We start from the raw sequence: 12,789 nt of genomic DNA on the forward strand, positions 1-12,789 counted from the left end.
AACGGTTGTCAAAAGCGCGAGCACCGGGCAGTCCACGGACCGACGGGAGGCCCGTCACCAGCTGGTGACGGGCCTCCCGGTGGGCGGTCCCGACGGCTACGGCTTGGTCGCCGCGTCGATCGAGTTCTCGGCGATCGTGTCCTCCTCGCGCCCCGGGGTGCGGAGGTTCCACTTCTTGATCACGAAACTGAAGAGGAAGTAGTAGACGACCGCGTACGCCAGGCCGATCGGGATGAGCCAGATCGCCCCGTCCGCCTTGCCGAAGTTGAGCACGTAGTCGATCGCCCCCGCCGAGAACGAGAACCCGTCGTTGATGCCGAGGGCGTTCACCAGCGCGAGCGAGGTCCCGGTGAGGACCGCGTGGATGACGTAGAGCGGGAACGCCACGAACATGAACGAGTACTCGAGCGGCTCGGTGATGCCGGTGACGAACGACGTCAGCGCGGCCGAGAGCATGATGCCGCCGACGAGCTTGCGATTCTGCGGCTTGGCGTTCCGCCAGATCGCCAGGGCCCCGGCCGGGAGCGCGAACATCATGATCGGGAAGAAGCCGGTCTGGAAGATGCCCGCCGTCGGGTCGCCCGCGAGGAAGCGCGGGATGTCACCGTGGACGATCGTGCCGTCGGCACCGGTGAAGCTGCCGAGCTGGAACCACGGGAAGAAGTTGAGCAGCTGGTGCAGGCCGACCGGGATGAGCATGCGGTTGACGAACCCGAACACGCCACCACCGAGGACGGCGTTGTCCGCGACGGTCTGCCCGGCCCAGGTCAGCGCGATGTCGAAGTACCGGTAGAAGAACGACATGACCACGGCGATGACCAGTGCGGCGGCGGCGGTCAGGATCGGCACGAGACGACGGCCCGAGAAGAACCCGAGGAAGTCGGGCATCTTCGTCCGGTGGAAGCGCTGCCAGAGGACCGCGGAGACGAGGCCCATCACGATGCCGCCGAGGACACCGAAGTTGATGGTCGCCTGGTTGCCGTTCGCGTCCTCGACACCGGCGAGCACGATCGGCGACATGGCCGCGAACACCTGGTACATGACCATGTAGCCGACGACCGCGGCGAGTGCCGTCGTGCCGTCCGACTTCTTCGCCCAGCCGATCGCGATGCCGACCGCGAAGAGCAGCGGGAGCCAGGTGAAGACACCGTTGCCCGCCGCGGCGATGATCGTCGCGCCCTGCTCGAAGCCCGGGATGGCGCCGAGCATGTCGGACTGACCGAGGCGGAGGAGGATGCCGGCCGCGGGCATGACCGCGATCGGGAGGAGCAGACTGCGGCCGAGCCGCTGGGCGTTGGCGAAGAGCTTGCTCTGCTTCTTCGGCGTCTTCTTCTCCGGCACGTCGGTGGGGGCAGCGGTGCTCATCGGCGGTCCTCTCGTCATCGGGTGGAGCTGGTCGGGGTGAGTTGAGTCGTGTGGTCGGCGCAGGTACCCTCGGCAGTGTCGCCAGGTCCGGTCCTGTCCGGTCATGACCAGTTCGTAGTGTCGATGACCACGACGGTCGTGTCAACCTGTGAGCGAACCCGTAACGAGGAGGAAACAGATGGCCGACATCAAGGCAGCCGACATCATCGCCGCACTCGGCGGAACCGACAACATCGACGAGGTCGAGGGCTGCATCACCCGCCTCCGCGTCGAGGTCGAGGACGGCGACCTGGTCGACAAGGACGCCCTCAAGGCCGCCGGCGCCCAGGCCGTCGTCGGAGGCGGTACCGGCTGGCAGGTCATCGTCGGCCCGATCGCCGACAACCTCGCGCAGGACATCCAGGACGAACTGTGACGGTCGTCCGCACGCCGTTCGCCGGACCGGTCGTCGCACTCGCCGACGTGCCGGACCCGGTGTTCGCCGAGCAGCTCGTCGGCGCGGGCGTCGCGGTCGACCCGTCCGCCGTGACCGGCCCGGTCACCGCGGTCGCCCCGGTCGACGGGACCATCGTCAAGCTGCACCCGCACGCGTTCGCCCTGCAGGGTGCGGCCGGGACCGACGTCCTCGTGCACGTCGGCATCGACACGGTGAAGCTCAAGGGCGAGGGGTTCGAACTGCTCGCCGCCGAGGGCGACACCGTCGCGGCCGGTGACCCCGTCGTGCGCTTCGTCCCGTCGGCGATCATCGCCGCGGGCTACTCCCCCGTCGTGCCGGTCGTCGTGCTCGGGTCCACGCCGGACTCGGTCCCGCAGGACACCGTCGGCAGCGACGTCGCCACCGGGGACGGGCTGTTCGAGGTCTGACGGCCGGTCAGGCGATCGCCCGCGCGGCCGTCACCTCCATCTGCACCCGGTACCGGTCCGACCGGTACCAACTGCGCGCGTGCTCGACCGGCCGGGTGCCCGAGTAGGACACCCGGTCGAACTCGAGCAGGGGCGCTCCGGTCCGTGTGCCCAGGAGCGTCGCGATCTCGTCCGCGGCCGGGTTCGCCGCGACCGTCTGCTGCGCCCGGTCGATCGGGTGCCCGTACACGTCGGCGGCGATCGAGTACACCGAGCCCGACAGGTCGTGGTCGAGCAGGCCGGGGAAGACCGCGGCGGCGAGCCAGGCGTCGTCGACGGAGACGGGCGCACCGTCAGCCATCCGCAGTCGCTTGAGGTGGTACGCGGCCTCGCCCTCGGCCAGCCGGAGCGCGGCGACCGTCGCGGCCGGCGGTTCCCGCTCCTCGCGGACCAGCACCACCGTCGTCGGCACGTGCCCCATCGCCCGCATCTCCTCGGTGAACGAGGCGAGGTGCAGCGTCGACTGCATCGGGCGGTGCGCGACGAACGTTCCCTTGCCACGCACGCGCTCGAGGTGCCCCTCGTTCACGAGCTGCCCGAGGGCCTCCCGGACCGTGATGCGGGAGACGCCGTACTCGGCGATGAGCTGGCGCTCCGAGGGGATCGCGGCACCGGGCGCCAGTCGCGTGGTGATGAGGTCGAGCAGGATCCGCCGCAGCTGCTGGTGCTTCGGTTCAGCACCCTCGGTGATGCGGCGGGACAAGCGGGCTCCTCGGGCTGCGGCGGTGGTCCTGTGCGGACATGACCAGTCCCTCCACAGTACCGTCCGACGCTGCACGGTCCAACGGAGCCCGGTCGACGATAGGCACGATAGGCACGGTCGGCTGGGGCGCCGTGCGGTCCGACGCGTGACCGCGGCACCGCGGCACCGCTACGCGTTGGCGATGAGCCAGTCGAGCTGGTCCCGCGTCAGCTCGCGGTCGCTCCACGCCTGGCACTCCACGTCGTCCGACCCGGCGGCCGCCGACGGACCCTGCCAGACCTGCGTCAGCCCGACGCGGGCCAGCACCCGAGCCGAGGCGGGGTTGTTCGTGAGGACCCGGCCCGTGACCGGGAGCTCGGGGCGCACGTCGCGCGCGGCGTCCACCGCAGCCCGTGCGAGCTCGGTCGCGTAGCCGTACCCGTGGTGTTCCGGGGCGAGCCGGTACCCGAGGTTCCACACGCCGCCGGCGGTGCGGTCGACCCCGCCGAGCCCGATGAAGGCGCGGGAGTCCGCCGCCCGCGCGACCCACGAGCCGAGCCCGTACCGCACCCGACCGCCGATCTTCCGCTGCACGAGGTCCTCGGTCTGGGCCCGGGAGGTGTGCCGTCCGGCGGGGAGGTGCGTCCAGGTGCGGGCGTCCGAGAAGAGCTCGTGCACCGCGTCGATGTCCGCGGGCGTGACGGGGGTGAGCACCAGGCGACCCGTCCGGATCTCCTGCTGCGGGACGAGCAGCTGGTGGACCATGGCTCGATCTTCCCCCGCGCCGCCGACAACGGCGAGGACGGCACACCGGGACCGCGCGACCCGGACCACGACGACCGGCCCGGCCGGGACGGAGCAGCGTCGCGCTCCGGTGTCCGGGAGGTCAGTCCAGCAGGAGCGCCGGCTCCTCGAGGACCGAGGCGACGTCGTGCACGAACCGCGAGGCCACGTCGCCGTCCACCACACGGTGGTCGAACGAGGCGCCGATCGTCGTCACCATGCGCGACCGCACGTCCCCGTCGACGACCCACGGCTTCGGCTTGATCGTGCCCATGGCGACGATGGCGACCTCGCCCGGGTTGAGGATGGGCGTACCGGTGTCCATGCCGAAGACGCCGATGTTCGTGATCGTGATCGTGCCGTCGGCCATCTGCGCGGGGCTCGTCTTGCCGTCACGCGCGGTCAGGGTCATCTCCTCGATCGCCTTGGCGAGCTCGAGGAGCGACATGTCCTGCGCGTCCTTGATGTTCGGCACGAGGAGCCCGCGCGGGGTGGCCGCGGCGAACCCGAGGTTCACGAAGTGGTGGACGATGATCTCGCGGTCGGTCCACGACGAGTTCACCGAGCGGTTGCGCCGGACGGCCCAGATCACGGCCTTCGCCATCACGAGCAGCGGGGACACCTTCACCCCGGCGAACGTCGGCGACTCCTTGAGGCGCTTGACGAACTCCATCGTGCGGGTCGCGTCGACGTCCACGAACAGCGACACGTGCGGTGCGGTGAACGCCGAGGTCGTCATCGCGGTCGCGATGGCCTTGCGGACGCCCTTCACCGGGATGGTCTCCTGGCGGACACCGCCCCACTCCGGCGTCTCGATGTTGCGGAACACGCTGGCCTGCTTCGCGTGCCGGATCACGTCGTCCCGCGTGACCTCGCCGGCGAGCCCGGTGGGGACGACCGTCGTCAGGTCGACGTCCAGGTCCTTCGCGAGCTTCCGGATCGGCGGCTTCGCCATGACCTGCAGCGCCGAGCCGCTCGGCATCGTCGGGCGGGCGGGGCGCCGGCCCTGCGCGGCGACGGCGTCGGCGGTGGTGGCCTCGCCGTCGTCGGTCACCAGGTCGAGGTCGGCCTCCCGACTGGAGGCCCGGCTCGCCTGCGCCGCGGCCGCTGCGGCCCGGCGGGCACCCGGCTTGCGGCGGGACGGTGCGGAGGTCGCGGACCCGTAGCCGACGAGGACGGCGCCGGAGCCCTCGTCCGTGCCGACCACGCCGGCGTCGACGGCGACCTGTGCGGGCGCAGCGGGGGCCGTCGGTGCGGCGGCAGCGGCCGGGGCAGCGGCGGGCGCGGGGACGGCGGCGGTCTGTGCCGGCGCAGCCGAGGCCGGCGCGGGAGCCGGTGCGGCCGGAGCGGGGGCAGCCGGAGCGGGGGTCTGCGCGACGGGGGTCTGCGCGACGGAGGTCTGCGCGACGGGGGCTGCGTCGGCGACGGGTGCCGGTCCTCCCGGCACGCCCGCGGTCGCGTCGGACTCGACGCGGATGATCGGCTTGCCGACCTCCACCGTGTCGCCCTCGGCGACGAGCAGCCCGGTCACGGTGCCGGAGAACGGCGACGGGAGCTCGACGAGCGACTTCGCGGTCTCGATCTCGACGAGCACCTGGTCCACGGCGATCTCGTCGCCGGGGGCGACGCGCCACTGGACGATCTCGGCCTCGGTCAGGCCCTCCCCCACGTCGGGCAGGGGGAATTCGGCGACGGCCACGTCGGCTCCTTCAGCAGGGTTCGTTCGTACGGGTGCGGTGCGGGTCAGTAGGCGAGGGCGCGGTCGACGGCCTCGAGGACGCGGTCGGCGTCCGGCAGGTGGAAGTGCTCGAGCTTGGACTGCGGGAACGGGACGTCGAACCCGGAGACCCGCAGCGGCGGTGCCTGCAGCGTGTAGAACGCCCGCTCGGCGACGGTCGCGGCGATCTCGCTGCCGACGCTGATGAAGCCCGAGTCCTCCTGCGCGATCACCAGGCGACCGGTCTTGCGCACCGAGGCGAGCAGCGGCTCCCAGTCGATCGGCGAGATCGAGCGGAGGTCGACGACCTCGCAGCTCGTGCCCTCGGCCTCGGCGATGTCGGCGGCCTGCATGAGCGTCGCGACCATCGCGCCGTGACCGACGAGCGTGACCTCGGTGCCGGTGCGGGCGACGCGGGTCGTGTGCATCGGCACGTGGCCGTCGACGAGGTCGACCTGCCCCTTCGGCCAGTAGCGCGACTTCGGCTCGAAGAACACCACCGGGTCCTTCGACGCGATGGCCTCCTGGATCATCCAGTAGGCGTCGTTCGGGGTGCTCGGGCTCACGACGCGCAAGCCCGGGGTGTGCGCGAAGTACGCCTCCGGGCTCTCCTGGTGGTGCTCGATCGCGCCGATGTGACCGCCGTAGGGGATGCGGATGACGATCGGCAGCGACATGTGCGCCGGCAGGCGGTTCGCCATCTTCGCGAGCTGCGAGGTGATCTGGTTGAACGCCGGCCAGACGAAGCCGTCGAACTGGATCTCGATCACCGGACGGTAGCCGCGCAGGGCGAGTCCGATCGCGGTGCCGACGATGCCGGACTCCGCGAGCGGGGTGTCCCGCACACGGTCGGCGCCGAAACGGTCCTGCAGGCCCTCGGTGATGCGGAAGACGCCGCCGAGACGGCCGATGTCCTCGCCCATCAGCAGGACCTTGTCGTCCGCCTCCATCGCCTTCGCCAGGCCGGCGTTCAGCGCCTTGGCCATCGGGAGGGTCGGGGTCGGGTCCGCGGGGACCTCGCCGGCGCCCGGGTGCGCGCGCAGCGTGTAGTCGAAGAGCTGCTCGGTCGTGCTCATGCGTGGGCTCCTGCGTCCTGGCCGGCCTCGTAGTCCCGGAGCCACGCGCGCTGCTCGTCGATGCGCGGGTGCGGCTCCCGGTACACGTTGTCGAACATCGCTTCCATCGGCGGGTCCTGGAGGGCGTTCGTGCGGGTGCGCACGTCGACGGCGATCTGCTCGCCCTCGTCGTCGAACTCCGCGAACTGGGCGTCGGTGGCGCCACGGCTGCGGAGGTACGCCTCGGACCGGGTGATCGGGTCGCGGGCGACCCAACCGGCGAGCTCGTCGTCGGCACGGTACCGGGTCGGGTCGTCCGAGCTCGTGTGCGCGCCGATGCGGTAGGTGTCCGCCTCGACGAACGCCGGGCCCTGCCCGGTCCGGGCGTGCTCGGTCGCGATGACGCTGGCCGCGTACGAGGCCAGCACGTCGTTGCCGTCCACCCGGATGCTCGGGATGCCGAAGCCGCGCGGCCGGTCGACGAGCGGGGTCGGCGACTGCACCGACACCGGCACCGAGATGGCCCAGTGGTTGTTCTGCAGGAAGAAGACGACCGGGGCGGTGTGCGACGCGGCGAACACGTACGCCTCGTTCACGTCACCCTGGCTGGTCGCGCCGTCGCCGAAGTACACGATCGAGCACTCGTCGACCGTCGGGTCGCCCGTGCCGACGACGCCGTCGAGCGCCTGGCCCATCGCGTAGCCGGTGGCGTGCAGCGTCTGCGCGCCGATGACGAGCGTGTAGATGTGCGTGTTGCCGCGCTCGTCCGGGTCCCAGTTGCCGTGGGCCTGCCCGCGGAAGAGCGAGATGATCTCCATCGGGTCGACCCCGCGCTGCAGGACGACGGCGTGCTCGCGGTACGAGGGGAAGACGTGGTCCTGCGGGCGGAGCGCGAACGCGGAACCGACCTGCGCCGCCTCCTGCCCGTGGCTCGGCGCCCAGAGCCCGAGCTGACCGGTGCGCTGCAGGTTCGCGGCGGCGTGGTCGAAGCGTCGGGTGAGCACCATCTGACGGTGCATGGCGAGGAGGGTCTCGTCGGGGAGGGCCTGTGCGACGGCGGCGAGTTCGGCGTTCTCGTCGGTCTCCACGAACCGGCCCTCGGGGTCGAGGAGCTGGACGGGGGTCGTCGCAGGAGCCGCGGCGCGGAACAACATGTCGGTCAGCGTACCGGCCGGTCCGAAGCCCCCGTTGTGAGACGTCCCACAACGGCACCCGTGGTTTCGAGGAGCTTTGCGACAGCCTCGTGCTCGCCGATCGAGACACGGATGCCCTCGGGCGCGAAGGCCCGGACGATGAGCCCGGCGTGCTCGAGGGCCTCGGCCACGACCGCCGTGTGCTCGCCCGTCGGCAGCCACACGAAGTTGCCCTGCGCCTCCGGCACGTCCCAGCCCTGCGCGAGCAGCCCAGCGCGGATCCGGTCCCGTCGGTCGGCGAGCTCGGCGACCCGTTCGAGCAGCTCGCCCTCGCGCTCCAGACTGGCCAGCGCGGCCGCCTGACCCTGCGCCGTCACGGACAGCGGGATGGCGCACGCACGGACGGCGTCGAGGACGTATGCCGGTCCGAGTGCGTACCCGACCCGCAGGCCCGCGAGGCCGTACGCCTTGGAGAAGGTCCGGAGCACCACGAGGTTCGGGTACCGCTCGAGCAGCGCCGGACCGCGGACGGCGTCCACGTCGGTGACGAACTCGGCGTACGCCTCGTCGAGCACCACGAGCACCGAGGACGGCACCTGCGCCATGAACGACTCGAACTCCGCCCCGGTGACGATCGGTCCCGTGGGGTTGTTCGGGGTGCACACGAGCACCATGCGCGTCCGCTCGGTGACCGCCGCCGCCATCGCGTCGAGGTCGTGCCCGCCGTCGGGCCGGTTCGGCACCTGCACGCTCGTCGCGCCGGCGACCGTGACGACGCCCGGGTACGCCTCGAACGAGCGCCAGGCGTACACGACTTCGTCGCCGGGACCGGAGGTGGCCTTCGCCAGCTCGTGCAGGATCGCCACGCTGCCCGGGGCGACGTGCACCTCGTCGACCGTGACGCCGAACCGGTTCGCGAGCACCGCCCGGACGGCGAGCGCGGTGGCGTCCGGGTAGCGGTTGTACGACGTCTGCGCCTGCACGGCCTCGACCACGCCGGGCAGCGGCGGGAAGGGGTTCTCGTTGCTCGAGAGCTTGAGGGCGTCCGGCGCGGCCTGGCGTCCCTGCTTGTAGGGCGGGAGGACCGCGATCTCGGGTCTGATGTGGACGGGGCTGTCGGTCACCGGGTCAGCGTACCGGCGGCAGTCTCGCGGGCAGGACCGGCATCATGGGTGCATGCGGTTCATCGTCCGGCTCGTCGTCAACGCCGTCGCCCTGTGGCTCACCACGCTCGTCGTCGCGGGGGTGTCCGTCGACGCCTTCGGGGACGCCGGCCCCGTCCAGACCGTCCTGACCTACCTGCTCGTCGCGTTCGTCTTCGGCATCGTGAACGCCGTCGTCGGCACGCTCATCCGGATCGTGGCGTTCCCGCTCTACGTGCTGACGCTCGGGCTCATCTCGTTCGTCGTGAACGGCGTCCTGCTGCTCATCGTCGCGGGGGTGTCCACCGCGCTGGGCTTCGGCCTGTCGGTGGAGTCCTTCGGCTGGGGCATCGTCGGCGCCTTCGTGCTCGCGGTGTGCTCCTGGCTGGTCGGACTCGTCGCCCGCCCGGTGCTCGGCGGTCGCGGTCGCGCCTGACGGACGGGCGTCGCGTCCGCACCCCGGCTGCGCCATGATGTGCACATGACCATGGACGCCGGCGCCCCGTCGCCCTTCCGTGTCTCCTTCGTCTGCAGCGGCAACATCTGCCGGTCCCCCATGGCCGAGATCGTCTTCGCGCAGATCGCCGCCGATGCCGGCATGGCGGACCGGTTCGTGGTCGTGTCCGCGGGCACCGGGGACTGGCACGTCGGCGAACCCGCCGACGAGCGCACGATCGCAGCGCTCGCAGCGCGCGGATACGATGGCAGCAGGCATCGCGCCCGTCAGTTCGACCCGGACCGGTTCCCGGACCTCGACCTGGTGGTCGCACTCGACCGCTCCCACGAACGCATCCTGCGCTCGTGGGCCCCGACCATGGACGACGCCGCCAAGGTGACGCTCCTGTTGCGGTACGACGACGCCTGGCCCCAGCAGGCCGACGTGCCGGACCCGTACTACGCGGACCGACACGAGTTCGACCGGGTGCTCAGCACGGTCGAACGGGCCTGCCGGGCGCTCTTCCACCAGCTCGAGCCGGCAGTCCGCCAGGGAGCCCCATGACCCCCCTTCCCCCGCAGCCGATCAGCCCGCTCGACGGGCGCTACTACCCGATCGTGCACACGGTGGGCGAGCACCTGTCCGAGGCCGGTCTCAACCGTGCCCGGATCCGGGTCGAGGTCGAGTGGCTCGTCTTCCTCACCGACCACGCGATGTTCACCACCTCGCCGCTCTCGGTCGACGACAAGGCCGCTCTCCGCGCGATCGTCGACGACTTCGGGCAGGCCCAGATCGCGGAGCTCGCCGAGATCGAGGCGACGACCCGTCACGACGTCAAGGCGGTCGAGTACTTCGTCCGCCGTCGACTCAGCGACCTCGGCCTCGACGCCGTCGCCGAGCTCACCCACTTCGCGGCGACCAGCGAGGACGTCAACAACCTGTCGTACGCCCTCACCGTGCGCGACGCCGTCGAGCAGGTGTGGCTGCCGTCCGCCCGTGCGGTCGTGGAGCGCCTGCGCGAGATGGCCACGAGCCTCCGCGCCGTCCCGATGCTCTCGCACACGCACGGCCAGCCCGCGACGCCGACGACGCTCGGCAAGGAGATCGCGGTCGTGGTCTACCGGCTGGAGCGCGTCCTGTCCCAGGTCGAGCGCGGCGAGTACCTCGGCAAGTTCTCCGGCGCGACCGGCACGTTCTCCGCGCACCTGGCCGCGGACCCCGAGGCCGACTGGCCCGCGCTGTCCCGGGAGTTCGTCGAGGGCCTCGGCCTGACGTGGAACCCGCTGACCACGCAGATCGAGTCGCACGACTGGCAGGCCGAGTTGTACGACCGGGTCCGCCACACGAACCGGATCCTGCACAACCTGGCGACCGACGTGTGGACCTACATCTCGATGGGGTACTTCACGCAGATCCCGGTGGCCGGCGCCACGGGGTCGTCGACGATGCCGCACAAGATCAACCCGATCCGGTTCGAGAACGCCGAGGCGAACCTCGAGATCTCGTCGGCGCTGTTCTCGACACTGTCCGAGACCCTCGTCACGAGCCGCCTGCAGCGTGACCTGACCGACTCGACCACGCAGCGGAACATCGGCGTCGCGTTCGGGCACTCGCTCCTGGCGCTCGACAACCTGCGCCGTGGGCTCGGCGAGATCGCGGTCAACGAGACCCGCCTGGCCGAGGACCTCGACGGCAACTGGGAGGTGCTCGCGGAGGCGATCCAGACCGTGATCCGCGCCGAGGTGACCGCCGGGCAGTCCGACATCGAGGACCCGTACGCGATGCTCAAGGAGCTCACGCGCGGCAAGCGGATCGGACGCGACGACCTGGTCGCCTTCGTGAACGGCCTGGACATCTCCGACGGTGCGAAGGCCCGGCTGACGAACCTGACGCCGGCCGGTTACACGGGCCTGGCGGACGAGCTGGTCGACCACCTGGACGTCTGAGCCGCACGGCGTCGCGACGGCGGCGGGTCGCACCGGTGCGTCCCGCCGCCGTCGTCGTCTCCGCGGTCGGACGGGAGGCTCGGCACAGCAGCGCCGGACCCGTGGCCTTCACGGGTGCTCAGGTTGCTGCTAGGTTCACCTCGCTGAGTACTGCTCAGCACGGGGGCGGCAGTGCTGACGTGCCCCGCTCGCTCGACAGGATGGACCCCCACCCCGTGCTCCGCTCCCGCATCGCCGCAGCCGCCGTCGGCGCCACCGTCCTCGGTGTCACCGCCGGGCTCGTCCCCTCCGTCTCCGGCGCCACGTCGTTCGCCGCCCTCCCGCCGGTCGTCACCTGGGCGGACGGGGCCGACGACTTCGCTCGCCTCGCGCCGGAGTCGACGGACCTGAGCCTGCCCGACGGGTGGTCCTGGTTCGGCGGGGCCTTCGAGTCCGGCGACGCCGCCCGCTCGCTCGACGACGTGGTCGACTTCGGCCAGGACGGTCTGACGGTCCACGACGACTCGAGCGTGTTCCTCCTGCACCCGACCACGCGGCCCGTCGTCCCCGAGCTGCTGCAGTCGGTCGTGGCGGACGCGACGGCGGCGACCGGGGACAACGCCCTCGTCGGGCTCATCGTCGCCGACGAGTCCGACCCGGACGTGCTCGCGACGACGGCTTTCGCCCTCGAGGGCCTGCACGGCGCGGACACCACCTGGGCCTACACCGACTCCGGCGAGGAGACGACGTCCGAGCTCGCGGCCGACCTCGCGTCGGACCACCGCGTCGTGACGGGGTACTTCGTCGCGCTCATCGGCAGCGACATCCTGTCGATCGACCCGGGCACGGTCGAGCCCGGCACCGAGGAGCCCGGCACCGAGGAGCCCGGCACCGAGGCGCCGGGCACCGAGCCGACGGACGCGCCCACCACCGCGCCGACCGACGCACCGACGGCAGCGCCGACGGACGCCCCCACGAGCGCTCCGACCGCGCCGACGACCCCGCTCGACGACACGCTCCGTCGCCTCCTCCCGCAGGTGACGGAGGGCGGCGCTGCCGAGGGTGCCGCGGCCTTCCGCGCCACGGCCGACGCCGACGCCGCTGCCGCTGCCGCTGCCGACGCCCACATCGCGAGCCTCCGCTTCGACGACACGACGACCTACTTCACGCCGCAGCCGACCGCCACGGCGACGGTCGCGGACCCCGAGCTCACGGTCGCCGAGGCGACGAGCACCGGGTTCGCCGTCTCCGGGTCCGGCTTCGCCCCGGGTGAGAGGATCAGCGTGTCCCTGACGGTGAGCGAGACCGGCGCCGTGTTCCCGGTCGGGCCGGTCGCCGATGCCGAGGGTGCCTTCACCGCCACGGTCGTCCTCCCCGCGGGGACCGTGCCCGGGCCGGGGAACCTCGAGCTCCTCGGCACCGCGTCCGGCCAGGTCGCGGCCCCGGGCATCCGCATCACCGACGGTGTGGTCGCACCCGTCGCCACGCCCGTGCCGGGGCGGGCGACCTTCACCGGCTGACCGTGCCGAGCCTCCCGACCGACCCACGACGGCGCGCGACCCTGGTCGCCGCCGCCGTGGCCGTCGTGTGCGCCGGGGTGGTCGCCGTCGTGCTGACCGGCACGCTCACCCCGGCCCCGGCCCCGGCC

13 protein-coding genes are annotated in these 12,789 nt (G+C 71.9%); 6 read left to right on the forward strand and 7 right to left on the reverse strand.

The annotated features are described in order from the left end of the window. Positions 1-96: 96 nt before the first annotated feature. On the reverse strand, positions 97-1,365 hold the full coding sequence (locus tag DEI95_RS10405) for a PTS transporter subunit EIIC (RefSeq protein WP_110823139.1): 1,269 nt from the start codon (positions 1,363-1,365) through the stop codon (positions 97-99). Positions 1,366-1,543: 178 nt separating this feature from the next. Between DEI95_RS10405 and DEI95_RS10410 the strand changes: the two genes are divergently transcribed. Beyond that, positions 1,544-1,780, forward strand: a complete 237-nt coding sequence (locus DEI95_RS10410) for a glucose PTS transporter subunit EIIB (protein ID WP_110823137.1) — start codon at positions 1,544-1,546, stop codon at positions 1,778-1,780. Continuing rightward, on the forward strand, positions 1,777-2,229 hold the full coding sequence (locus tag DEI95_RS10415; protein ID WP_110823135.1) for a PTS glucose transporter subunit IIA: 453 nt from the start codon (positions 1,777-1,779) through the stop codon (positions 2,227-2,229). The genes DEI95_RS10410 and DEI95_RS10415 overlap by 4 nt, the downstream gene beginning before the upstream one ends. Before the next feature lie 7 nt (positions 2,230-2,236). On the opposite strand, the gene DEI95_RS10420 is transcribed toward DEI95_RS10415, so the two are convergent. The 6 genes from DEI95_RS10420 to DEI95_RS10445 form a co-directional block, all read right to left on the reverse strand. Beyond that, entirely contained in the window at positions 2,237-2,971 is a 735-nt protein-coding gene (locus DEI95_RS10420; RefSeq protein ID WP_110823133.1) for a GntR family transcriptional regulator, read from the reverse strand. Positions 2,972-3,139: 168 nt separating this feature from the next. Then, positions 3,140-3,715, reverse strand: a complete 576-nt coding sequence (locus DEI95_RS10425; protein ID WP_111060173.1) for a GNAT family N-acetyltransferase — start codon at positions 3,713-3,715, stop codon at positions 3,140-3,142. A 121-nt stretch (positions 3,716-3,836) separates the two neighbouring features. After that, entirely contained in the window at positions 3,837-5,432 is a 1,596-nt protein-coding gene (locus DEI95_RS10430; protein ID WP_111060174.1) for a dihydrolipoamide acetyltransferase family protein, read from the reverse strand. Positions 5,433-5,476: 44 nt separating this feature from the next. After that, entirely contained in the window at positions 5,477-6,436 is a 960-nt protein-coding gene (locus tag DEI95_RS10435) for an alpha-ketoacid dehydrogenase subunit beta (RefSeq protein WP_110823934.1), read from the reverse strand. A gap of 86 nt (positions 6,437-6,522) precedes the next feature. Further along, positions 6,523-7,659 carry a thiamine pyrophosphate-dependent dehydrogenase E1 component subunit alpha gene (locus DEI95_RS10440; protein ID WP_111060175.1) on the reverse strand — a complete coding sequence of 379 codons (1,137 nt, stop codon included), beginning with the start codon at positions 7,657-7,659 and terminating at the stop codon, positions 6,523-6,525. 5 nt (positions 7,660-7,664) lie between these two features. Continuing rightward, positions 7,665-8,762, reverse strand: a complete 1,098-nt coding sequence (locus DEI95_RS10445; RefSeq protein WP_110823125.1) for a histidinol-phosphate transaminase — start codon at positions 8,760-8,762, stop codon at positions 7,665-7,667. 52 nt (positions 8,763-8,814) lie between these two features. Between DEI95_RS10445 and DEI95_RS10450 the strand changes: the two genes are divergently transcribed. From DEI95_RS10450 to DEI95_RS10465, 4 genes are all read left to right on the forward strand, one after another. Continuing rightward, positions 8,815-9,216 (forward strand): phage holin family protein, encoded by a 402-nt coding sequence (locus tag DEI95_RS10450; RefSeq protein ID WP_111060176.1) that lies wholly within the window; start codon positions 8,815-8,817, stop codon positions 9,214-9,216. Between the two features lie 51 nt (positions 9,217-9,267). Beyond that, complete coding sequence (locus DEI95_RS10455; RefSeq protein ID WP_110823933.1) at positions 9,268-9,780, forward strand: low molecular weight protein-tyrosine-phosphatase; 513 nt, start codon at positions 9,268-9,270, stop codon at positions 9,778-9,780. Next, entirely contained in the window at positions 9,777-11,162 is a 1,386-nt protein-coding gene (purB, locus tag DEI95_RS10460) for an adenylosuccinate lyase (protein ID WP_111060177.1), read from the forward strand. Before DEI95_RS10455 ends, purB begins: the two co-directional genes overlap by 4 nt. A gap of 200 nt (positions 11,163-11,362) precedes the next feature. Further along, positions 11,363-12,661, forward strand: a complete 1,299-nt coding sequence (locus tag DEI95_RS10465; protein WP_181436274.1) for a PT domain-containing protein — start codon at positions 11,363-11,365, stop codon at positions 12,659-12,661. Positions 12,662-12,789 lie beyond the last annotated feature (128 nt).

This window comes from Curtobacterium sp. MCBD17_008 (assembly GCF_003234475.1).
In the GTDB taxonomy this organism is placed as follows: Bacteria; Actinomycetota; Actinomycetes; order Actinomycetales; family Microbacteriaceae; genus Curtobacterium.